This is a genomic window from Massilia pinisoli, assembly GCF_024753285.1.
In the GTDB taxonomy this organism is placed as follows: Bacteria; Pseudomonadota; Gammaproteobacteria; order Burkholderiales; family Burkholderiaceae_D; genus Telluria; species Telluria pinisoli.
In genome coordinates this window covers 85,668-107,429 of record NZ_JANUGW010000009.1, presented here as the reverse complement: position 1 = coordinate 107,429, position 21,762 = coordinate 85,668, and the positions used below count along the sequence as shown (strand labels likewise).

General features: G+C 65.1%; 21 protein-coding genes. 19 read left to right on the top strand and 2 right to left on the bottom strand.

All coding sequences use genetic code 11. From position 1 onward, the window contains the following. Window positions 1-5 precede the first annotated feature (5 nt). Complete coding sequence (locus NX784_RS14305) at window positions 6-434, bottom strand: thioredoxin family protein (RefSeq protein ID WP_258817348.1); 429 nt, start codon at window positions 432-434, stop codon at window positions 6-8. 62 nt (window positions 435-496) lie between these two features. On the opposite strand from NX784_RS14305, the gene tsaB reads away from it, so the two are divergent. The 4 genes from tsaB to NX784_RS14285 are packed head-to-tail and all read left to right on the top strand — an operon-like array spanning window position 497 to window position 3,558. Then, window positions 497-1,225 carry a tRNA (adenosine(37)-N6)-threonylcarbamoyltransferase complex dimerization subunit type 1 TsaB gene (gene tsaB / locus NX784_RS14300; protein WP_258817347.1) on the top strand — a complete coding sequence of 243 codons (729 nt, stop codon included), beginning with the start codon at window positions 497-499 and terminating at the stop codon, window positions 1,223-1,225. Further along, entirely contained in the window at window positions 1,222-1,683 is a 462-nt protein-coding gene (gene rimI / locus NX784_RS14295) for a ribosomal protein S18-alanine N-acetyltransferase (RefSeq protein ID WP_258817346.1), read from the top strand. Before tsaB ends, rimI begins: the two co-directional genes overlap by 4 nt. Further along, window positions 1,680-2,633: a uracil-DNA glycosylase gene (locus NX784_RS14290; protein ID WP_258817345.1), complete on the top strand. Its 954-nt coding sequence runs from the start codon at window positions 1,680-1,682 to the stop codon at window positions 2,631-2,633. Before rimI ends, NX784_RS14290 begins: the two co-directional genes overlap by 4 nt. Further along, a complete protein-coding gene (locus NX784_RS14285) occupies window positions 2,617-3,558 on the top strand; it encodes a DUF1853 family protein (protein ID WP_258817344.1) in 942 nt (313 codons plus the stop codon). The genes NX784_RS14290 and NX784_RS14285 overlap by 17 nt, the downstream gene beginning before the upstream one ends. Here the strand turns inward: NX784_RS14285 and lplT are convergent, their stop codons facing one another. Further along, complete coding sequence (gene lplT / locus NX784_RS14280; RefSeq protein ID WP_258817343.1) at window positions 3,559-4,821, bottom strand: lysophospholipid transporter LplT; 1,263 nt, start codon at window positions 4,819-4,821, stop codon at window positions 3,559-3,561. It lies immediately after the preceding gene. Window positions 4,822-4,959: 138 nt separating this feature from the next. Here lplT and alr point away from each other — a divergent pair, with 138 nt between their 5' ends. The 15 genes from alr (at window position 4,960) to greA (ending at window position 21,743) form a co-directional block, all read left to right on the top strand. Beyond that, entirely contained in the window at window positions 4,960-6,072 is a 1,113-nt protein-coding gene (gene alr, locus NX784_RS14275) for an alanine racemase (protein ID WP_258817342.1), read from the top strand. A gap of 10 nt (window positions 6,073-6,082) precedes the next feature. Beyond that, a complete protein-coding gene (radA, locus tag NX784_RS14270; RefSeq protein WP_258817341.1) occupies window positions 6,083-7,462 on the top strand; it encodes a DNA repair protein RadA in 1,380 nt (459 codons plus the stop codon). Window positions 7,463-7,548: 86 nt separating this feature from the next. Continuing rightward, the gene (locus NX784_RS14265) at window positions 7,549-7,866 is read left to right on the top strand and encodes a PilZ domain-containing protein (RefSeq protein ID WP_258817340.1); all 318 of its coding nucleotides are present in this window, start codon (window positions 7,549-7,551) and stop codon (window positions 7,864-7,866) included. Window positions 7,867-8,375: 509 nt separating this feature from the next. Beyond that, window positions 8,376-9,419 carry a phosphate ABC transporter substrate-binding protein PstS gene (gene pstS, locus NX784_RS14260; RefSeq protein ID WP_258817339.1) on the top strand — a complete coding sequence of 348 codons (1,044 nt, stop codon included), beginning with the start codon at window positions 8,376-8,378 and terminating at the stop codon, window positions 9,417-9,419. Window positions 9,420-9,612: 193 nt separating this feature from the next. Next, window positions 9,613-10,545: a phosphate ABC transporter permease subunit PstC gene (pstC, locus tag NX784_RS14255; RefSeq protein ID WP_258817462.1), complete on the top strand. Its 933-nt coding sequence runs from the start codon at window positions 9,613-9,615 to the stop codon at window positions 10,543-10,545. Continuing rightward, complete coding sequence (pstA, locus tag NX784_RS14250) at window positions 10,545-11,399, top strand: phosphate ABC transporter permease PstA (protein WP_258817338.1); 855 nt, start codon at window positions 10,545-10,547, stop codon at window positions 11,397-11,399. Before pstC ends, pstA begins: the two co-directional genes overlap by 1 nt. A 19-nt stretch (window positions 11,400-11,418) precedes the next feature. Continuing rightward, entirely contained in the window at window positions 11,419-12,222 is an 804-nt protein-coding gene (gene pstB / locus NX784_RS14245) for a phosphate ABC transporter ATP-binding protein PstB (RefSeq protein ID WP_258817461.1), read from the top strand. A 35-nt stretch (window positions 12,223-12,257) separates the two neighbouring features. Further along, on the top strand, window positions 12,258-12,962 hold the full coding sequence (phoU, locus tag NX784_RS14240) for a phosphate signaling complex protein PhoU (protein WP_258817337.1): 705 nt from the start codon (window positions 12,258-12,260) through the stop codon (window positions 12,960-12,962). A 3-nt stretch (window positions 12,963-12,965) separates the two neighbouring features. Then, window positions 12,966-13,658, top strand: a complete 693-nt coding sequence (locus tag NX784_RS14235) for a response regulator (protein ID WP_258817336.1) — start codon at window positions 12,966-12,968, stop codon at window positions 13,656-13,658. Between the two features lie 15 nt (window positions 13,659-13,673). Continuing rightward, the gene (gene phoR, locus NX784_RS14230) at window positions 13,674-14,966 is read left to right on the top strand and encodes a phosphate regulon sensor histidine kinase PhoR (RefSeq protein WP_258817335.1); all 1,293 of its coding nucleotides are present in this window, start codon (window positions 13,674-13,676) and stop codon (window positions 14,964-14,966) included. Between the two features lie 82 nt (window positions 14,967-15,048). After that, a complete protein-coding gene (locus tag NX784_RS14225; protein ID WP_258817334.1) occupies window positions 15,049-15,993 on the top strand; it encodes a patatin-like phospholipase family protein in 945 nt (314 codons plus the stop codon). A 41-nt stretch (window positions 15,994-16,034) separates the two neighbouring features. Continuing rightward, on the top strand, window positions 16,035-16,442 hold the full coding sequence (locus NX784_RS14220; protein ID WP_166862158.1) for a GlcG/HbpS family heme-binding protein: 408 nt from the start codon (window positions 16,035-16,037) through the stop codon (window positions 16,440-16,442). Window positions 16,443-16,739: 297 nt separating this feature from the next. Next, a complete protein-coding gene (gene carA, locus NX784_RS14215) occupies window positions 16,740-17,903 on the top strand; it encodes a glutamine-hydrolyzing carbamoyl-phosphate synthase small subunit (protein WP_258817333.1) in 1,164 nt (387 codons plus the stop codon). A gap of 10 nt (window positions 17,904-17,913) precedes the next feature. Further along, window positions 17,914-21,144, top strand: coding sequence for a carbamoyl-phosphate synthase large subunit (carB, locus tag NX784_RS14210; RefSeq protein ID WP_258817332.1), 3,231 nt, complete (start codon window positions 17,914-17,916; stop codon window positions 21,142-21,144). Window positions 21,145-21,269: 125 nt separating this feature from the next. Continuing rightward, window positions 21,270-21,743, top strand: coding sequence for a transcription elongation factor GreA (gene greA, locus NX784_RS14205; RefSeq protein ID WP_258817331.1), 474 nt, complete (start codon window positions 21,270-21,272; stop codon window positions 21,741-21,743). Window positions 21,744-21,762: the final 19 nt, after the last annotated feature.

Genomic DNA, 21,762 nt, shown 5'->3' with positions numbered 1-21,762 from the left:
CGCATTTATTCGTCGGCGTTCGCCATCAACGTGCGCAAATTGCACTCGCGCTGCCACGCCTGCCGCTCCGGTGTCGATGCGGCCTGGCGCGACAATTCATCGGCGCTGAGCCCCGCCTGCGCCTGGATCAGCCGGTCGGCCACGCCCGCATCGGGCAGCATCGTGCCGAAGAAGGCGACGGTGTCGTCGCGCTGCAGCAGCAGGGTGGGAAAGTTGTCGACGTCGAGGTCGCCGACGACGTCCGCCTGGTCTTCCACGTCGATCCACACGAAGGTTTTATCGGGATGGCGGGCGGCGAGGCCGTCGAACGCGGCGCGGTACGACGAGCAGGTGCCGCACCAGGCGGCGCACAGGCAGGCGACGATCCAGCCGTCGCCGCTGACGGCGGCGGCGACCTGGTCGCGGGTATCGGGCTCGAGGGTCAGACTGGACATGGGCGGGATTTTACAACGGTTCCGCGCTTTTGGCCGGCCGCGCCGGCGGGTTACAATACGCCATGCCTATCATCCTCGCAATCGAAACCTCGTCCGAACTGGCGTCCTGCGCTTTATTGAACGGCACGGATGCCGCCGTCCTGACCCGCGAATCGGCCGGCGTGCGCACGCACTCGCAGTCCGTGCTGCCGATGGTGCAGGAGCTGCTGCGCGACGCCGGCATCGCCCTGGCCGACTGCGACGCCATCGCGTTCGGCGCCGGTCCCGGGTCGTTCACGGGCGTGCGCACGGCGTGCGGCGTGGCGCAGGGCCTCGCGTTCGGTGCCCGCAAGCCCGTGCTGCCGCTCGTCACGCTGGAAGCGATGGCCGAGGCATGCCGCGCACGCAAGGGCGCGACGGACGTCGTCGCCGTGCTCGATGCGCGCATGGGCGAAGTGTATTGGGCGCAGTACCGCTGGATGGACGGCTGGCAGGTCGTGCGCGAGCCCGCGCTGTGCGCGCCGGCCGACGTCGCGCCGGAACCCGTGACAGGCCTCGCCGCCTGCGGCAACGGCTTCGCCGCGTATCCGGAAGCGTTCGCGTCCAGAGCGTTCGCCGCGGATGCACTTCCCGACATCCTGCCGCATGCGCGCGAACTGGCCGTGCTGGGCGCGGCCGCGCTGGCATCCGGCCGCGCCGTGCCGGCCGACGACGCGCAGCCGATCTACCTGCGCAACAAGGTCGCGTACACGAGTGCGGAACGCCAGGCCATCAACGCGGCCAAGGCCGGCGCGGAGCAGGGCAAGCCATGAGCGGGGAGGCGCAGCCGGCATTGCGGCCGATGGTCGTGGCCGACGTCGACGACGTGCATGCGCTCGAATGCAGCGTGTTCCCGCATCCGTGGAGCCGCGCGAATTTCATGGATTCGCTGGCGAGCGGCTACGATGCGTGGGTGCTGCGCGAGCCGGAAGGCGCGCTGGCCGGCTACTTCCTGCTGATGTACGCGCTGGACGAAGCCCACCTGCTCGACGTGGCCGTCGCCGCGCGGCGCCAGGGCCATGGCCTCGGGCGTTATCTGCTGGACCGCATTGCGGCCCGCGCGCGCGCGGAGCGCATGGCATCGATCCTGCTCGAGGTGCGCCCGTCGAACATGCGCGCGCTCGACGTGTACCGGCGCTACGGCTACGCGGAGATCGGCCGGCGCAAAGGTTATTATCCGGCGCACGAAGGCCGGCGCGAGGATGCGATCGTGATGAGGTATATGTTATGAACGGTGTCAGCGAACGCGATGCCATCTTCCTGAACGAGATGGGCTTGACCCCGCTGTGGCAGTTGCGCGCGGTGCCGGCGCGCGAAGCCGCGGCGGAACCTGCAGCCGCGCCCGGACCGTCGCCGCTGCAGCCCGTGGCGCAGTCGGCGTCCGCGCTGGCGCCCGTGGCCGAAGCGCCGGTCGCCGAGGCACCGGCGGCACCGCCCGCGCGGCGGCCCGTGCCGCCGGCCGGGCCGCGCGCGCCGGGTCCATCGCCCCTGCAGCCGGTGGCGCAGTCGGTGTCCGCGCTGGCGCCCGTCGACACGGATTCCGCCTGGGACGACGCCGCGCTGCCGAGCGACGCGACGCCGGAAGAAATCGCGATGATGGATTGGGACCAGCTGGCCATCGCCATCGCCGCGTGCCGCCGCTGCAGCGCCTGCCGCGAAGGCCGCGCGCCGGTGCCGGGCACGGGTGCGAAACAGGCGCGCTGGCTCGTCGCGGCCGGTGCCACGACGGCCGCCGACGAAAAGGCACGCGTGCCGCTCGCGGGCGAACCGGGCAAGCTGCTCGACAACATGCTGGCCGCCGTCGACCTGGCGCGCGAGCGTGACGTGTACGTGACGAACCTGATCAAGTGCCGCCCGACGACGCCGAATGGCGGCGAGCGCGCACCCACGCCGGACGAGGCCGCGGCGTGCCGCCCGTACCTCGAACGCGAAGTGGCGCTGACGGGCGCCGACACGGTGCTCACGCTGGGCCAGATCGCCGCCAACAGCTTGCTGGGCCGGCCGCTGCCGGAGCCGCTGGCCGGCGCGCGCGGTGACGTGCACGCGCTCGACGCGGGCGGACGCGCCGTGACCCTCGTGGCCACGCTGCATCCTGGCGAACTGCTGCGACGCGGCGCCGACAAGGCGCTTGCGTGGGCCGACCTGTGCAGGGCAAGGAACGCCCGTGCACGATCCGACTGACACCTACCAGGACTATTTCGAACGCCGCTGGGGCCATCTGCGGCGCGCACGCGTGCGCGCGCTGGCCTGGCTGCTGGATGCCCCGGACCTGCTCGACGTCCACGACCCGCACTGGGACGGCCGCATCGCCACCCTGGGCCCGGTGACGCCGGAGACGGAATGCTGGCTGGCCGACCTCGATGCCGACCCGTCCGCCCTCGACGCCGCGCTGGGCGACAAGATGATGACGCGCCTGGGCTTGTACGCGGAAAAGCTGATGGCCTTTTATTTCGCACAGCAGGGGCGCCTCGTCGCGCACGGCCTGCAGGTGCGCGCGAACCGCAACGACACGGTCGGCGAATTCGACTTCCTGCTGGATGCGGGAGCGGGTGTCGAACACATCGAGTTCGCCACCAAGTTCTACCTGCTGCAAGGCGATTCCACGGCGGGCTTCGACACGTTCGTCGGCCCGAACCTGGCCGACAGCCTGGGACGCAAGATGCGCAAGGTGTTCGACCGCCAGCTGGAACTCGGCAGCCATCCGGCCGCGCAAGAGCTGCTGCCGCGGCCCGTCGTCGCGGCACGCGCGCTCGTGAAGGGCTGGCTGTTCTATCCGAGAGGGACGTACCGGGCGATGCGCGGCATCACGGCCGGCCACTGCCGAGGCTTCTGGTGCGCATTGGAAGAACTGGAGGCGTTGCCAGGCGACCGCTTCCTCGTGCTGCCCCGGCTGCAGTGGTTGCCGCCATTTCGCGCGCAATCGGCCACGTGGATGCTCGACAAGGCCCAACTCGCGGCGGAACTGGACGACCATTTCACCGTGTCCGATGCGCCGGTGCTCGTGTCGCTCGTGCGCGAAGAACCGGGCTGCATCGTCGAATTCGAGCGGGGCTTCATCGTCCCCGACGACTGGCGCGAACGGGCCGCGGCCCGCCTGCATCCCTGATCAGTGCTTGTGCTCGCCGATCAGCGCGAGCGAGTCGTGTTCGCGCTGGTTCGTCGCGTGGCGGCGGCCTATCAGCCACATGATGCCTGCCAGCGACAGGCCGAACAGGACGATGATGACGTTCAGGTCCAGGTTCAGCGTGATCATGATGGCGTACACGGCCAGCATGGTGAGGATCGAGAGGTTCTCGTTGAAGTTCTGCACGGCGATCGAGTGACCGGCGCTCATCAGGACGTGGCCGCGGTGCTGCAGCAGTGCGTTCATCGGCACGACGAAGAACCCGGACAGCAGGCCGATGAGCAAGAGCATGGGCACGGCGATCGTCAGCGAGTGCACGAGCGTCATGGCCGTCACGACGAGGCCCATCACGATGCCGAGCGGGATCACGGTCAGCGACTTCTTCAGCGGGATCATCTTCGCGGCCAGCGCGGCCCCGACCGCGACGCCGATGGCGACGACGCCGATCAGGCTCGTCGCCTTGTCGAGCGGCATGTGCAGCGAGCGCTCGGCCCACTTCAGCACGATGAATTGCAACGTGGCCCCGGCGCCCCAGAACAGTGTGGTCACGGCCAGCGAGATCTGCCCGAGTTTATCTTTCCACAACGTGGCGGAGCAGTCGGCGAAGTCGGCGATCAGCTTGGCCGGGTTGCGTTCCTGGTGCTCGTAGCGGGCGTCCGTGTCCGGGATGCGCAGGTTGAAACCGGCGGCCAGCGCGTACACGCCGATCAGCACCGCGAGCTGGCCCTTCGTCGGGGTGTTGATGCCGGTGTCGATATAGGGCACGTCGAGAGTCATCAACCAGGCGCTGCCGTGCTGGCTGACGAGGGCGCCGCCCATGACGGTGCCGAGGATGATGGACATGACGGTCAAGCCCTCGATCCAGCCGTTCGCGGCCACGAGTTTTTCCGGCGGCAGCAGTTCGGTCAGGATGCCGTACTTGGCGGGCGAGTAGACGGCGGCGCCGAAGCCGACGACGGCGCACGCGATGAGAGGATGCACGCCGAAAAAGATCAGGCAGCACCCGAAGACTTTGATTAAATTGGCGATGAACATCACCCGTCCCTTGGGCATCGAATCGGCGAACGCACCGACGAAAGCGGCCAGCAGGACGTAGAACAGGACGAACGACAGCTTCAGCAGCGGAGTCAGGGAAGCCGGGGCTTTCATCGCCGTTAGCAGACCGATCGCGACAAATATCAGCGCGTTGTCTGCCAGCGACGAGAAGAACTGCGCCGCCATGATGGTATAAAAACCACGATTCATTCGAGAGGTTCAAAAAACTGGATGGGTTGCTTTATACCATGAAAGACGGGTTCGCCCAAGGAATCGACAATACGGCATTTCACTGCCGCAGGTAAAATAAACCTTTCGTTCCCGGTCGACCGCCCCCATCTGCAAGCCATGCCACGTCCCCTGCACGCCACCATCCATCTCGACTCCATGCAGCACAATCTGGCCCGTGCGCGCGCATGCGCGCCGCAGGCGCGCGTCTGGGCCGTGGTCAAGGCGAATGCGTATGGTCACGGGCTGGAGCGGGGCGTCCGTGGCTTCGCCCAAGCGGACGGCCTTGCGCTGATCGAGACGGACAACGCGCTGCGCCTGCGCGCGCTGGGCTGGACGAAGCCGATCCTGTTATTAGAAGGAATCTTCGACACGTCCGACATCCCGCTGCTGGCCGAGCACGGCATCGACAGCACCGTGCACTGCATCGAGCAGGTCAAGATGCTCGAGTACACGCAGCTGTACCGCCCCATCGACGTGCACCTCAAGATGAATACGGGGATGAACCGCCTGGGCTTCCGTCCGGAAGATTTCGCCGCGGCGTACGGCCGCCTCCGCGCCATCCCCGGCATCCGCAACATCACGTTGATGACGCATTTCGCGAACGCGGACGAGCTGGAACATCCGCGCCTGTCGATCGGCGAGCAGGTGCGGCGCTTCCGCCTCGGTGCCGATGGCTTGCCGGGCGAGCGCAGCCTGTCGAATTCCGGCGGGGTGCTGCACACCGCCGAGCTCGTCCAGGAATTGCAAAACGACTGGGTCCGGCCCGGCATCATGCTGTACGGCGGCACGCCAGGCGGGCGGTCGGCCAAGGATTACGGCCTGTTGCCGACGATGACCCTGAAATCGGAAATCATCGGCATCCAGCGCCTTGAACCCGGCGACAGCGTGGGCTACGGCAGCCGCTTTCAGGCGGACCGCCCCATGACGATCGGCGTCGTCGCCTGCGGCTATGCGGACGGCTACCCGCGCCACGCGGAACACGGCACACCCGTCCTCGTGGACGGCGTGCGCACGACGCTCGTCGGCCGCGTGTCGATGGACATGATGGCCGTCGACCTGTCCCCGATCGCGAATGCGCATGTCGGCAGCAAGGTCACACTGTGGGGCGACGGCCTCCCGATCGACGAGGTGGCGCAGGCCGCCGGCACGATCGGCTATGAATTGATGTGCGCCGTGGCGCCGCGCGTGCGCGTGGCCGAGGCGCCGCTCGGGTGCGATCCCATTTTATAAGTAAGGAACCATGGCTAAACCCCGTACCAGTTTCGTCTGCAGCGATTGCGGCAGCGTCTCCAGCCGCTGGACCGGCCAGTGCACCGACTGCAAGGCCTGGAACACGATGACCGAGCAGGTCGAGACGCAGGGCCTGAACCGCATGTCGCAGGCGGCGCATATGCACAAGAGCCTCGCGCAGACGGCGCCCGTGCTGTCGCTGAAGGACATCGAGGCGATCGACGTGCCGCGTTTCGGCACCGGCATCGACGAATTCGACCGCGTGCTGGGCGGTGGCCTCGTCGCGGGCGGCGTCGTGCTGATCGGCGGCGATCCCGGCATCGGCAAGTCCACGTTGCTGCTGCAGGCGCTCGCGAACCTCGCGACGGCGCGCAGCACCTTGTACGTCTCGGGCGAGGAATCCGGCGCCCAGATCGCCCTGCGTGCGCGCCGCTTGCAGGTCGAGGCAAAGGATTTGAAATTGCAGGCCGAGATCCAGCTGGAGAAAATCCTCGGCACGATCGCCGACCTGAAGCCCGACGTCGCGGTCATCGACTCGATCCAGACCTTGTACTCCGACGCGCTGACGTCGGCGCCCGGGTCCGTGTCGCAGGTGCGCGAATGCGCAGCGCAGCTCACGCGCGTCGCCAAGCAGACCGGCGTGACCATCATCCTCGTCGGCCACGTGACGAAGGAGGGCGCACTGGCGGGCCCGCGCGTGCTGGAGCACATCGTCGACACGGTGCTGTATTTCGAGGGCGATACGCAGTCGAGCTTCCGCCTCGTGCGCGCCATCAAGAACCGTTTCGGCGCCGTCAACGAGCTGGGCGTGTTCGCGATGACGGAAAAAGGTCTCAAAGGGGTGTCGAACCCGTCTGCGTTATTTCTTTCGCAACACGACAGCCAGGTGCCCGGTTCCTGCGTGATGGTGACGCAGGAGGGGACGCGGCCGCTGCTCGTCGAGGTGCAGGCGCTCGTCGACGCGAGTCATCTGCCGAACGCGCGCCGACTGTCCGTCGGCCTGGAGCAGAATCGTCTCGCGATGCTGCTCGCCGTGCTGCACCGCCACGCGGGCATTGCCGCGTTCGACCAGGACGTTTTCATCAACGCCGTCGGCGGCGTCAAGATCACGGAGCCGGCGGCGGACCTCGCTGTGCTGCTTGCCATTAATTCATCGATGCGCAACAAGGCGCTGCCGCGCGGTCTCGTCGTGTTCGGCGAAGTGGGCCTCGCGGGCGAGATCCGCCCCGCGCCGCGCGGCCAGGAACGCCTGCGCGAGGCGGCGAAGCTCGGCTTCTCCGTCGCCGTGATCCCGAAGGCAAATGTGCCGAAGCAAAAGATTGAAGGAATGAACATCGTGGCCGTCGAGCGCATCGACGAGGCGTTCAGCAAGCTGCGCGAACTCGATTGACGTGGTTGGGATTGGCGCACGGCAATACACGGAACGCCGTTTGCCCCTATAATGCCACCTCGTTTCCAAACGCATCACAGGCTATCGTGGCAGATCAAAGGACTTCCGCACGCAAGATCTTGAAAGTAAGGGCAATGTTGGCGATGGAAGGGCAGGCGCCCGTCCAGGGCCGCACGTCCGACATCGGCGCCAACGGCGTCAGCGTCACGGTGCCCAATCCGCTGCAGACGGGGCAGACGGGCCACGTTGCCTTCGACCTGCTCGTCGACGGCGAGCCGTTCCCCCTGCAGGCGCGTGCCAAGGTCATGTATTGCATTTTCAGCAGCGGCGAATTCAAGGCCGGCTTCCAGTTCATGAACCTGGACCTGGCGGCGATGGGCAAGCTGTCGCGCTTCCTGCGCTGACCTCGCTCGTAGTGGCGACAAGAAAAGCGGCGAGCGCCTCGGGCCCCGCCGCTTTTTCTTTGATGAGGCCTCATCGGTCTCCAATGCTATTCGTGATAGCGGTCGTGCAATTTTTGCGAACTGCCGATACCTTCCGAGATCACCTCGTACAACACGAGGACGACGATACCGGTCAGCATTCCAGAAATAAATAACATAACCATCGAACGCCGTTGGGCGCTCCCTCCGATCCTGCCTGACTTGTCGATTGTTCAGTTTGTAGGACAAATCCTCCATGCTTTTCGATATCTTCAACATAGCAAATGCCGAGGCATTTACAAGGCGCTTTTGCACGACCGGACGCACAGCAATATGACGGCCGCCGGCAAGCGTGTGACACGATTTTTTGACATGTCACATTATGCAGGCCGGATGTCATATGGCCGAATCGACCATGTCATAAAGCCGTCATATTTGCTCTCTACACTGCGCAGCATCAACCGTGTCACTACCTCAACAAAGGACTTGATATGCGCATGAAGCAACTGCTGGCAACCATCATCATCGGCACCACCGCTGCGTTCGCGAGCACCGCGACGCTGGCCGCCGACATCACCGGTGCTGGTTCGACCTTCGCCTACCCGATCTATTCGAAGTGGGCGGAGATGTACAAGAAGACCAGCGGCAACGGCCTGAACTACCAATCGATCGGTTCGGGCGCCGGCATCAAGCAGATCAAGGCCAAGACCGTCGACTTCGGCGCGTCGGACATGCCGCTGCCGGTCGAAGAGTTGAATGAGGCGGGCCTGATGCAGTTCCCGACGATCATGGGCGGCGTCGTCGCCATCGTCAACCTGGAAGGTGTTGCTCCCGGCCAGCTGAAGCTGACGGGCCCCGTGCTGGCCGACATCTACCTCGGCAAGGTCACCAAGTGGAACGACAAGGAAATCGTCGCCCTGAACCCGGGTGTCAAGCTGCCGGCCGAAGACATCACGGTCGTGCACCGCGCCGACGGTTCGGGCACGTCGTTCCTGTTCACGAACTACCTGTCGCAGACCAACGCCGACTTCAAGGCGAAGATCGGTGCCGGTACCGCCGTGAAATGGGTCGTCGGCGTGGGCGGCAAGGGCAATGACGGCGTCGCCGCCAACGTCCAGCGCATCAAGGGCTCGATCGGTTATGTCGAGTGGGCCTACTCGAAGAAGAACAAGCTGGCGCACACCCAGCTGAAGAACCACGACGGCAACTTCCTGCAGCCGGACGACGACGCGTTCAAGGCCGCCGCCGCCAACGCCGACTGGGTCAAGGCACCGGGCTTCGGCGTCGTGCTGACCGATCAGCCGGGCAAGGCCGCGTGGCCGATCACCGGTGTGACGTACGCCATCGTGCACAAGCAGCAGGCCGACGCTGCCAAAGGCAAGGACGTGCTGAAGTTCTTCGACTACGCGTTCAAGAACGGCGCCGCCGCCGCGACGGAACTGGATTACGTGCCGATGCCGGATGCCGTCACCAAGCTCGTGGAAACGGCCTGGAAGAACAATCTGAAAGACGCGTCGGGCAAGGCGATCTGGTAATTGAGCAAATCCCGCATCGTGGGTAGCGTCGCTCCCACCGTCCCGGCGAGCGGTCGGGAGGGTGGGAGCGACGCGTTTTGCTGCAGGTAATAAATTGGACAAACACATGAATGGACAAACCGCGCTTGCCGCCGACGCTGGCGGCCAGGCCGCGTTGCAGGACGAGGCCCGCAACGCCGCGCTGCGCAACACGATGCGCGTGCAGCGCATCCAGGACTTCGTCTTCCACAAGGTGACCCTGCTGTTCGCGGCGAGCGTCCTCGTCGTCCTCGTCGGCATCATCATCTCGCTCGCGATCGGCGCGGCGCCCGCGTTCCGCGAGTTCGGCGCAGCCTTCCTCGTCACGAACGAATGGGACCCCGTCAACGACAAGTTCGGCGCGCTGATCGCCATCACGGGGACGCTGGTGACGTCCATCATCGCGCTGCTGGTCGCGTTCCCGATCAGTTTCGGCATCGCCCTGTTCCTCACGGAGATCTGCCCCGTCTGGCTGCGGCGCCCGATGGGCATGGCCGTCGAACTGCTGGCGGGCGTGCCGTCGATCATCTACGGCATGTGGGGCCTGTTCGTGTTCGCACCGCTGTTCGGCGATTACGTCCAGCCGCTGCTGAAAAAGACGCTCGGCGTGCTGCCGTTCATCGGCCCGTTTTTCCAGGGCCCCACGATGGGCCTGGGCCTGCTGACGGCGGGCCTGATCCTCGCCGTCATGATCATCCCGTTCATCGCCTCCGTCATGCGCGACGTGTTCGAGATCGTCCCGGCCGTGCTGAAGGAGTCCGCGTACGGCCTCGGCTGCACCAAATGGGAAGTCGTGCGCAAGATCGTGCTGCCGTACACCCGCGCGGGTGTCGTGGGCGGCGTGATGCTGGGCCTGGGCCGTGCGCTGGGCGAGACGATGGCCGTCACGTTCGTCATCGGTAACGCGAACGACATCGCACTGTCGCTGTTCGCGCCCGGTAATTCGATTTCCTCCACGCTCGCCAACGAATTCGCCGAAGCCAGCTCGCCGCTGCACGTGTCGTCGCTGTTCGCGCTGGGCCTGATCCTGTTCGCCATCACGTTCATCGTGCTGTCGGCCGCCAAATTGATGCTCGTCGGGATGTCCCGCAAGGAAGGGGTGAAGTAATGGATGCCGCCGTCAACTCCGTCTACCGCCGCCGGCTGCTCGGGCACCGCATCGGCATCGCGCTGTCCGTGCTCGCGATGGCGATCGGCCTCGGCTTCCTGCTGTGGATCCTCGCGACGTTGCTGATCAATGGCTTCGGCGCGCTGTCGCACACGCTGTTCACGATGGACACGCCTGCGCCGGGCAGCCCGGGCGGCGTGCGCAACGCCATCGTCGGCAGCCTGATGATGGTGGGCCTGTCCACCGCGATCTCGACGCCAGTCGGCATCCTCGCCGGCATCTACTTGGCCGAGTACGGCCAGAACAACAAGTTCGCCGCCGTCACGCGCTTCGTCACCGACATCATGCTGTCGGCGCCATCGATCGTGATCGGCCTGTTCGTGTACGCGCTGTGCGTCGCGCGCTTCCAGCATTTCTCCGGTTATGCGGGCACGGTGGCGCTGTCGCTGATCTCGATTCCCGTCATCGTGCGCACGACGGACAATATGCTGCACCTCGTGCCGAACAGCCTGCTGGAAGCGGCGTTCGCGCTGGGCGCGCCGCGCTGGAAGGTGTCGATGACGGTGCGCCTGCGCGCCGTGAAGGCCGGCGTCGTGACGGGCGTGCTGCTCGCCGTCGCCCGCATCGCCGGCGAGACGGCACCCCTGCTGTTCACCGCGCTGAACAACCAGTTCTTCAGCCTCGACATGAAGCAGCCGATGGCCAACCTGCCGGTGGCGATCTATCTGTTCGCGATGAGCTCGTACGAAGACTGGCGCAGCCTCGCGTGGGGCGCCGCACTGCTCGTCACGTTCAGCGTTCTCATGCTGAATATCCTGTCGCGGACGCTGTTCCGCCAAAAGAACCCGCAATAAGATGACCTTAGCGACCATGATGACCCAGACCCTGTCCACCCCGGCCCAGACGACCACATCGAAGGCCAAGACCAAGACCATCGAGATCGCCGGTCTGGACTTTTACTACGGTAAGACGAAGAGCCTGAAGAACGTCAGCCTGGACGTCCACGACAAGCAGGTCACCGCGTTCATCGGCCCGTCCGGCTGCGGCAAGTCGACGTTGCTGCGCACGCTGAACCGCATGTACGACTTGTACCCGGGCCAGCGCGCCGAGGGCGCTATCCTGTACCGCGGCCGCAACATCCTGGAGCCGGGTGTCGACGTGAACATGCTGCGCGCGAAGATCGGCATGGTGTTCCAGAAGCCGACGCCGTTCCCGATGTCCATCTACGACAACATCGCGTTCGGCGTGCGCCTGTACGAGAACCTGTCCCGCGGCGAGATGGATGAGCGCGTGGAATGGGCGTTGAAGAAGGCCGCGCTGTGGACCGAAGTGAAAGACAAGTTGAACAAGAGCGGCCTGTCGCTGTCGGGCGGCCAGCAGCAGCGCCTGTGCATCGCGCGCGGCGTCGCGGTGAAGCCCGACGTGCTGCTGCTGGACGAGCCGACGTCCGCACTGGACCCGATCTCGACCGCGAAGATCGAGGAACTGATCAGCGAACTGAAAGGCGACTACACGATCGCCATCGTCACGCACAATATGCAGCAGGCGGCGCGCTGCTCCGACTACACGGCCTATATGTACCTGGGCGAACTGGTGGAATTCGGCGAGACCGACCAGCTGTTCCTGAACCCGGTCCGTAAAGAGACCCAGGACTACATCACCGGTCGCTTCGGCTGATACGGTAAGATTACATTATTGAACAGGATGGACACATGGTAGGCGAGCACTCTTCCAAGCAGTACGACCAGGAGTTGGAGGCGATTCGTTCCAAGGTGCTGCTGATGGGCGGCATGGTGGAGACGCAGTTCGACGAGGCGCTGAACTGTTTCCGTGTCGGCAATACCGAACAGGCCGACAAGGTCATCGCGGACGACCATTCCGTCAACCAGCTCGAAGTGCAGCTGGACGACGCCTGCAGCCACCTGATCGTGCGCCGCCAGCCCGCCGCGAACGACCTGCGTACGATCATGGCGACGATCAAGGTGATCACGGACCTCGAGCGCATCGGCGACGAGTCGTCCAAGATCGCGCGTACGGCGAAGAGCCTGCACGAACGCGGCATGGTCAGCTTCAACCACTACGAGACGGTGCGTACGATCTCGCGCGCCACCGCCGACATGCTGCACGACGCGCTCGACGCGTTCGCGCGCCTGGACGGCAAGGCCGCCGTGCAGATCATCGCCCAGGACGACGTGATCGACCACGAGTTCCGCACCATCCTGCGCAGTACCATCACGTTCATGATGGAAGACCCGCGCACGATCTCGTCCGCGCTGGACGTGCTGTGGGTCGCGAAGGCCATCGAGCGCATCGGCGACCATGCCAAGAACATCGCGGAATACGTGATCTATGTCGTCGAAGGACGCGATATCCGCCATAGCAAACCGGCCGCCCTGGCGGCCAATGGCGAAGGGTGATCGATGGCGGCCAACACGAGCGTGCTGATCGTCGAGGATGAGCCGGCGATCGTCGAACTGGTGAGCTACTCCCTGCGCGAGACGGGCTGGGAGATCCGCACGGCCGCCAACGTGGCGTCGGCCTGGGATTCGATCGTGCACGGCAGGCCCGACCTGCTGCTGCTGGACTGGATGCTGCCGGACCAGAGTGGCCTGCGGCTGCTGTCCCGGTTGCGCGGCGACCGCGATTTCCAGGACATCCCCGTCATCATGCTGACGGCGAAGAGCATGGAAGAGGACAAGATCGCGGGCCTGAACACGGGCGCCGACGATTACGTGACGAAGCCGTTCTCGCCGCGCGAACTGGTGGCCCGCTCGAAGGCGCTGTTGCGGCGCAAGAGTCCGCACCTGGCGGAGGCGCCGCTGTCGGCCGGCCCCGTGACGCTCGATCCGGCCAGCTGCACCGTCACCCTGGACGGCCGCCAGCTCGATATGGGCAACGCCGAATACCGCCTGCTGAAATTCCTGATGGCGCACCGCGAGCGCGTGTTCTCGCGCAGCCAGCTGCTCGACAAGGTGTGGGGCGACGCCGCCGCGGTCGAGGAGCGCACGGTCGACGTCCACGTCCTCCGCCTGCGCAAGGCGCTGAAGGAAGCGGAAAAGCTCATCAAGACCGTGCGCAGCGTCGGCTACATGCTGACCGAGAAAGAAAAATAAGGAAAGGTCGTTCGCTTGAATCCACGTGTCGTGTTCTGGGTGCCGGCGCTGCTGCGCCTCGGCCTGACGCTTGCCGTTGCCGGCATCGCGTGGTGGCTGCTGGGTGCCGTGTCCGGCCTCGCGCTCGCGCTGCTCATCACCCTCGGTCTCCTGATCGTCCAGCTGAATTACCTGCACAAGCTGGGGGAGTGGCTGAACGACCCGCAAAGCACGAAGCTGCCGGACGGGTGGGGCGCGTGGACCGACGTCTTCGCCCGCTTGTACCGCCTGCGCCGCGACGACGAGCGGAATCGCGACGAGCTGACGGAATGGCTCGCCCGCTTCCGCCAGGCGATGCACCTGCTGCCGGAAGGCGTCGCCATCATGGACGACGTGCTGTTCCTCGAATGGTGCAACCCGGCCGCCGAGCGCCACCTGGGCCTCACCCTGGACCGCGACAAGGGCCGCCGGGTGACGAATCTGATCCGCCATCCGGAGTTCATCGACTACCTGATCCTCGGGCGCTACGAACAGCCGCTCACCTTGTCGATCCGCGGCCGCAAGCTGATCGTGCAGATCATCCCGTTCGAGAACCGCCGCCAGATCCTCGTCACGCACGATGCGACGGACACGGACCGCATCGAGGCGATGCGCCGCGACTTCATCGCCAATGCGTCGCACGAACTGCGTACGCCGCTGACCGTGATCGTCGGCTTCCTCGAGATCGCGATGGCCGATCCGGGCCTGGACGAAAAGACGCGCACGGCGCACCTGATGCTGATGACGGAGCAGGCGGGGCGCATGCAGCGCCTCATCGAGGACATGCTGACGTTGTCGCGGCTCGAATCGGACGAGTATCCGCTGAAGCGCGAGCGCGTGGACGTGAAGGCGCTGGTCGAACAGGTGGCCGTCGACGCGCGCGCGTTGTCGAACGGCCGCCACGAGATCGACTTCACCGTCGACGGTCCGGACGTCATGGGCAGCACGGAAGAATTGCGCAGCGCGTTCGGCAACTTGGCCAGCAATGCCGTGCGCTACACGCCGGAGGGGGGCAAGATCGAGCTGCACTGGCTGCGCGGGCCGAACGACTTGCGCTTCGAAGTCGTCGACAACGGCATCGGCATCGACGAGCAGCACATCGCCCGGCTCACCGAGCGCTTCTACCGCGTCGACAAGAGCCGCTCGCGCGAGACGCAGGGCACGGGCCTCGGTCTCGCCATCGTCAAGCACGTGCTGCTGCGCCACGGCGGCAAGCTGGCGATCCGCTCCGTGCCGGGCAAGGGCAGCGTATTTACCGCCACGTTGCCGAATACGTCGCTGCCGGGCTGACGCTTACAGGCGGCTTAAGCGGGGGCGGCAAACGGGCGGGATCGGGTTACAATCCCGTCTTTGCCTCGTTTCCTGTCTTCGGATGACATTCTCCCGACGTTCCCTTCTCGCCACGCTCGGCGCCGCGGCCCTGCTGGCCGGCTGCGGGTCCACGCCCACGCGACCGCCCGCACCGGTCGCTGCCGCGCCCGCACCCATGCCGCTGCCGCCGCGCCACGTGAAGATCGCGCTCGCCCTGGGCGGCGGCGCCGCCCGCGGCTTCGCCCACATTGGCGTGATCAAGGCGTTGGAAGCACAGGGGATCGTGCCCGACATCGTCGTCGGCACGAGTGCCGGTTCCGTCGTCGGCGCGCTGTACGCGTCGGGGTACAACGGCTTCCAGTTGCAGAAGATCGCCCTCGACATGGACGAGACGACGATCTCCGACTGGGCCATCCCGTTCTTCAGCAAGTCGTCCGGCGTGCTGAAAGGGGAGGCGCTGCAGGCCTACGTCAACAAGGCCGTGCACAACCAGCCGATCGAAAAGCTCAAGATTCCGTTCGGCGCCGTCGCCACGGACCTGAAAACGGGGCAGCCGATCCTGTTCCGGCGCGGGAACACGGGCATGGCCGTGCGTGCGTCGTCGTCCGTGCCGGGCGTGTTCCAGCCCGTCGTGATCGGCGGCCGGACCTATGTCGACGGCGGCCTCGTCGCGCCCGTTCCGGTGCGCTTCGCGAAGGAGATGGGCGCGGAATTCATCATCGCCGTCAACATCTCGAGCGCGACGGAGGCGCAGGCGACGGCCAGTTCGATGGACGTGCTGATGCAGACGTTCACGATCATGGGCCAGCGCCTGAACCAGCACGAGCTGAAGGATGCCGACGTCGTCATCACGCCCGCGTTGGGCGCGATGGGCAGTGCCGACTTCAATGGCCGCAACCTGGCCGTGCTGGCCGGCGAGCAGGCCGCGGCCGGCGTCATGGGGGAACTCAAGGCCAGGCTGAAGGCCAAACAAAGCATGCCCGCCCCGCTGGCGGCGGCGCGCTGACTCGCAATCACTTTGTAACGCTTCACGAAAGAAAGACTCAAATGCAGACCAAGCCCGTCCTTACCCTCGAAGACATCAAGAAAATCGCCGCCGGCGCGGAAAGCCACGCCATCGCGAACGGCTGGAACGTCGTCATCGCCATCTGCGACGACGGCGGCCACCCGCTGTGGCTGCAGCGCCTGGACGGCGCCGCGCCCGTGTCCGCACACATCGCCCCCGCGAAGGCCAAGACGGCCGCGCTGGGCCGCCGTGAATCGAAGATTTACGAAGACATGATCAACAACGGCCGCGTGTCGTTCGCCCGCGCGCCGGAACTGGACGGCATGCTGGAAGGCGGCGTGCCCATCATCGTGGACGGCCACGTCGTCGGCGCCGTGGGCGTGTCGGGCGTGAAGTCGGCGGAAGACGTGCAGATCGCCAAGGCCGGTATCGCGGCGCTGGGCCTCTAATTTACGTATCCGTCAAGTCGGCGGGCGTGGTGCGACGGATCGTCGCGCCCGCCCGCCGATTTTTTTATGCGGGGCCTTTTCCCGAGAGCATTTAGACGAAAAGTGAAGGCAAGGCGATTGCCGACCGATATAAATCGCGCTATAATTCAGAGGTTTAGCCATCACTTATCTGCCGTAGCGACTACCCACCCATACCTCTATCTAGCGACCTGTAACACTGGGCGAAATGCATGCCCACACCTTGTGCAGGCCGGTCTGACGTGGCGCAGCCTACGGCGACTTTATCGGGAGTTGCCCTTGCCGCCATTTTTTTCTGGCCCAGCCGTTCCAGCCATCCTCGCCTTGGCAGACGGAACCATTTTCAAAGGATATTCGATCGGCGCCGCCGGTCACACGACGGGTGAGGTGGTGTTCAATACCGCCATCACCGGTTACCAGGAAATCCTGACCGACCCCAGCTACTCGCGCCAGATCGTGACGCTGACCTATCCGCACATCGGCAACTACGGCATCAATCCGGAAGACGTCGAGGCGGCCAAGGTGCACGCCGCCGGCCTGATCATCCGCGATCTGCCGCTGCTGGCCTCGAACTTCCGCTCCACCCAGTCGCTGGCCGACTACCTGAAGCAGGAAAATGTCGTGGCCATCGCCGGCATCGACACCCGCAAGCTGACCCGCATCCTGCGCGAAAAAGGCGCCCAGAACGGCGCGATCCTCACCGGCACGCAAGGCAACGAACCTTCGGAAGCGCAGGCGCTCGAACTGGCACGCTCGTTCCCGGGTCTGAACGGCATGGACCTGGCGAAGGTCGTCTCCGTCAAGGAGCCGTACACGTTCGACCAGACCGAATGGAAGCTGGGCGAGGGCTACGGCAAGCAGGAGAACCCGCAATTCCACGTCGTCGCGTTCGACTACGGCGTCAAGCGCAACATCCTGCGCATGCTGGCGGAGCGCGGCTGCAAGATCACCGTGCTGCCGGCGCAAGCCACGGCGGAAGAAGCCCTCGCGCTGAACCCGGACGGCATCTTCCTCGCCAACGGCCCGGGCGACCCGGCCGCCTGCGACTACGCGATCGCCGCGACGAAGAAAGTGATCGATTCGGGCATCCCGACGTTCGGCATCTGCCTCGGCCACCAGATCATGGCGCTGGCCTCCGGCGCGAAGACGGTCAAGATGAAGTTCGGCCACCACGGCGCCAACCACCCGGTCCAGGACCTGGATTCGAAGCAGGTGATGATCACGTCGCAGAACCACGGCTTCGCGGTCGATGCCACCACGCTGCCCGCGAACTGCCGCGTGACCCACGTCTCGCTGTTCGACGGTTCGCTGCAAGGCTTCGAGCGCACGGACAAGCCCGCGTTCTGCTTCCAGGGCCACCCGGAAGCATCGCCCGGCCCGACCGACGTCGCCTACCTGTTCGACCGTTTCATCAGCAAGATGCAAGCCCACGCCAGCAAGTGAGAAGAAATAAATGCCAAAACGTACTGACATCAAAAGCATCCTGATCATCGGCGCGGGCCCGATCGTCATCGGCCAGGCGGTCGAATTCGACTACTCCGGCGCGCAAGCATGCAAGGCGCTGCGCGAAGAGGGTTACAAGGTCATCCTCGTCAACTCGAACCCGGCCACGATCATGACGGACCCGGAAACGGCCGACGTCACCTACATCGAACCGATCACGTGGAAGGCCGTCGAGCGCATCATCGACAAGGAGCGTCCCGACGCGATCCTGCCGACGATGGGCGGCCAGACGGCGCTGAACTGCGCGCTCGACCTGCACCGCCACGGCGTGCTGGACAAGTACAAGGTCGAACTGATCGGCGCGACGCCGGAAGCCATCGACAAGGCGGAGGACCGCTTCAAGTTCAAGGAAGCGATGACGAAGATCGGCCTCGGTTCGGCCCGTTCCGGCATCGCCCACTCGATGGACGAAGCGCGCGCCGTGCAGCGCGAACTGGGCTTCCCGACGATCATCCGTCCGTCGTTCACGATGGGTGGCTCGGGCGGCGGCATCGCATACAACGAGGAAGAATTCGAAGCGATCTGCAAGCGCGGCCTGGAAGCGTCGCCGACCTCCGAACTGCTGATCGAAGAGTCGCTGCTCGGCTGGAAAGAGTACGAGATGGAAGTCGTCCGCGACAAGAAGGACAACTGCATCATCGTCTGCTCGATTGAAAACCTCGACCCGATGGGTGTGCACACGGGCGACTCGATCACCGTCGCGCCGGCACAGACCTTGACGGACAAGGAATACCAGATCATGCGCAACGCGTCGATCAACGTGCTGCGCGAGATTGGCGTCGACACGGGCGGCTCGAACGTGCAGTTCTCGATCAACCCGAAAGACGGCCGCATGATCGTCATCGAGATGAACCCGCGCGTGTCGCGTTCGTCCGCGCTGGCATCGAAGGCGACCGGTTTCCCGATCGCGAAAGTGGCGGCGAAACTGGCCGTGGGCTTCACGCTCGATGAGCTGCGCAACGAGATCACCGGCGGCGCGACCCCGGCCAGCTTCGAGCCGTCGATCGACTACGTCGTCACGAAGATCCCGCGCTTCACGTTCGAGAAATTCCCGACCGCCGACAAGCACCTCACCACGCAGATGAAGTCCGTCGGCGAGGTGATGGCGATGGGCCGCACGTTCCAGGAATCGTTCCAGAAAGCGCTGCGCGGCCTGGAAGTCGGCGTCGACGGCCTGAACGAAAAGACGCGCGACCGTGAAAAGATCGAGGAAGAACTGGGCGAGCCGGGTCCGGAACGCATCTGGTACGTGGGCGACGCGTTCGCGCAAGGCTTCACAATGGAAGAGGTGCACAACCTCACGAAGATCGATCCGTGGTTCCTCATCCAGATCAAGGAAATCGTCGACATCGAACTGTGGCTGGATCACCAGAAGCTGGACAGCCTCGACAAGCCGACGCTCTATAAACTGAAGCAGAAGGGCTTCTCCGACCGCCGCCTCGCATTCCTGATGCAGACGACGCCGGAAGCCGTGCGCGCCAAGCGTCATGAAATGGGTATTCGTCCGGTCTACAAGCGCGTCGACACGTGCGCCGCCGAATTCGCGACGAACACCGCGTACATGTACTCGACGTACGACGAAGAGTGCGAATCGAATCCGACCGACAAGAAGAAGATCATGGTGCTGGGCGGTGGCCCGAACCGCATCGGCCAGGGCATCGAGTTCGACTACTGCTGCGTGCACGCGGCCCTCGCGATGCGCGAAGACGGCTACGAGACCATCATGGTCAACTGCAACCCGGAGACCGTGTCGACCGACTACGACACGTCCGATCGCCTGTACTTCGAATCGCTGACCCTCGAAGATGTGCTCGAAATCGTCGACCTGGAAAAGCCGGAAGGCGTGATCGTCCAGTACGGCGGCCAGACCCCGCTGAAGCTGGCGCTGGACCTGGAAAAGAACGGCGTCCCCATCATCGGCACGTCGCCGGACATGATCGACGCCGCGGAAGACCGCGAGCGCTTCCAGAAGCTCCTGCAGGACCTGGGCCTGCGCCAGCCGCCGAACCGCACCGCGCGCACGGAAGCCGAAGCGCTGGCGCTCGCGTCCGAGATCGGCTACCCGCTCGTCGTGCGCCCGTCGTACGTGCTGGGCGGCCGCGCGATGGAGATCGTCCACGAGCAGCGCGACCTCGAACGCTACATGCGCGAAGCGGTGAAAGTGTCGAACGATTCGCCGGTGCTGCTGGACCGCTTCCTGAACGACGCGATCGAAGTCGACGTCGACTGCATCTCCGACGGCGAGACGACGTTCATCGGCGGCGTGATGGAGCACATCGAGCAGGCCGGCGTCCACTCGGGCGACTCCGCGTGCTCGCTGCCGCCGTACTCGCTGGCGCAAGCCACGATCGATGAACTGAAGCGCCAGACGTCGCTGATGGCGAAGGCGCTGAGCGTTGTCGGCCTGATGAACGTGCAGTTCGCGATCCAGCAATCGGAAGTCGACGGCCAGACCGTCGACACCGTGTACGTGCTGGAAGTGAACCCGCGCGCCTCGCGTACCGTGCCGTTCGTGTCGAAGGCGACGGGCCTGCAGCTGGCGAAGATCGCCGCGCGCTGCATGGTCGGCCAGACCCTGGCACAGCAGGGCATCACGAAAGAGATCGTCCCGCCGTTCTACAGCGTCAAGGAAGCCGTGTTCCCGTTTGTGAAATTCCCGGGTGTCGACACGATCCTCGGCCCCGAGATGAAGTCGACGGGCGAAGTGATGGGCGTGGGCATGACGTTCGGCGAAGCGTTCGTCAAGTCGCAGCTTGCCGCCGGCATCATCCTGCCGGAGACGGGCCGCGTGTTCCTGTCCGTGAAAGGTTCGGACAAGCCGCGCACCGTGAAAGTCGCGCGCGACCTCGTCGACCTGGGCTTCTCGCTCGTCGCGACGAAGGGCACGGCGGCCGTGATCTCCGCCGCCGGCATCCCCGTCACGCCCGTGAACAAGGTGATCGAGGGCCGTCCGCACATCGTCGACATGATCAAGAACCACGAGATCGCGATGGTCGTGAACACGGTCGAAGAGAAGCGCAGCGCCATCGCCGACTCGCGTACGATCCGTACGTCGGCACTGCAGTCGCGCGTCGTCACCTACACGACGATCGCCGGCGCCGAGGCCGCGGTGCAGGGCATGCGCCACCTGGACGAGTTGCGCGTGTACGATTTACAAGGCCTGCATAAAACCTTAAACTAAGCGCAATGCAGTAAGATTGCAGTAACGCTTAGCAGTACCTAAGACCACAGAGTTCGCGCGGCTCGCGCCGTGCGGCTCTGTGGTTTTCACTTGGTACGTCCGCAAACAACACAGAACAGATAGCCATGAACACTCCATTGACCAAATTCGGCGCCGAGAAGTTGAAGGCAGAGCTGCACCAGCTCAAGACCAAGGAGCGCCGCAACGTGATCGACGCGATCGCCGAAGCGCGCTCGCATGGTGACCTGTCCGAAAACGCAGAGTACGACGCCGCCAAGGAGCGCCAGGCCTTCGTCGAGGGCCGTATCGCCGAGCTGGAACAGAAGCTGTCGACCGCCCAGATCATCGACCCGGCCACCCTGGACGCGGAAGGCCGTGTCGTGTTCGCGTCGACCGTCGACCTCGAAGACCTCGACAATGGCCAGAAGGTCACGTACCAGATCGTCGGCATCGACGAAGCCGAGCTCAAGGAGAACAAGGTCTCCGTCACCTCGCCGATCGCGCGCGCGCTGATCGGCAAATACGCCGGCGACGTGGTCGAAGTGCAGGCCCCGTCCGGTCCGCGCGAATACGAAATCCTGGAAGTCCGCTACGTCTAAGCCCGCCACGATGCTCGCC

Bases quoted from the DNA above. Each gene is read 5' to 3' on its own strand.
- NX784_RS14305 (WP_258817348.1), bottom strand. From the start codon at position 434: ATGTCCAGTCTGACCCTCGAGCCCGATACCCGCGACCAGGTCGCCGCC.
- tsaB (WP_258817347.1), top strand. From the start codon at position 497: ATGCCTATCATCCTCGCAATCGAAACCTCGTCCGAACTGGCGTCCTGC.
- rimI (WP_258817346.1), top strand. From the start codon at position 1,222: ATGAGCGGGGAGGCGCAGCCGGCATTGCGGCCGATGGTCGTGGCCGAC.
- NX784_RS14290 (WP_258817345.1), top strand. From the start codon at position 1,680: ATGAACGGTGTCAGCGAACGCGATGCCATCTTCCTGAACGAGATGGGC.
- lplT (WP_258817343.1), bottom strand. From the start codon at position 4,821: ATGAATCGTGGTTTTTATACCATCATGGCGGCGCAGTTCTTCTCGTCG.
- alr (WP_258817342.1), top strand. From the start codon at position 4,960: ATGCCACGTCCCCTGCACGCCACCATCCATCTCGACTCCATGCAGCAC.
- radA (WP_258817341.1), top strand. From the start codon at position 6,083: ATGGCTAAACCCCGTACCAGTTTCGTCTGCAGCGATTGCGGCAGCGTC.
- pstS (WP_258817339.1), top strand. From the start codon at position 8,376: ATGCGCATGAAGCAACTGCTGGCAACCATCATCATCGGCACCACCGCT.
- pstC (WP_258817462.1), top strand. From the start codon at position 9,613: ATGCGCGTGCAGCGCATCCAGGACTTCGTCTTCCACAAGGTGACCCTG.
- pstA (WP_258817338.1), top strand. From the start codon at position 10,545: ATGGATGCCGCCGTCAACTCCGTCTACCGCCGCCGGCTGCTCGGGCAC.
- pstB (WP_258817461.1), top strand. From the start codon at position 11,419: ATGACCCAGACCCTGTCCACCCCGGCCCAGACGACCACATCGAAGGCC.
- phoU (WP_258817337.1), top strand. From the start codon at position 12,258: ATGGTAGGCGAGCACTCTTCCAAGCAGTACGACCAGGAGTTGGAGGCG.
- NX784_RS14235 (WP_258817336.1), top strand. From the start codon at position 12,966: ATGGCGGCCAACACGAGCGTGCTGATCGTCGAGGATGAGCCGGCGATC.
- NX784_RS14225 (WP_258817334.1), top strand. From the start codon at position 15,049: ATGACATTCTCCCGACGTTCCCTTCTCGCCACGCTCGGCGCCGCGGCC.
- NX784_RS14220 (WP_166862158.1), top strand. From the start codon at position 16,035: ATGCAGACCAAGCCCGTCCTTACCCTCGAAGACATCAAGAAAATCGCC.
- carB (WP_258817332.1), top strand. From the start codon at position 17,914: ATGCCAAAACGTACTGACATCAAAAGCATCCTGATCATCGGCGCGGGC.
- greA (WP_258817331.1), top strand. From the start codon at position 21,270: ATGAACACTCCATTGACCAAATTCGGCGCCGAGAAGTTGAAGGCAGAG.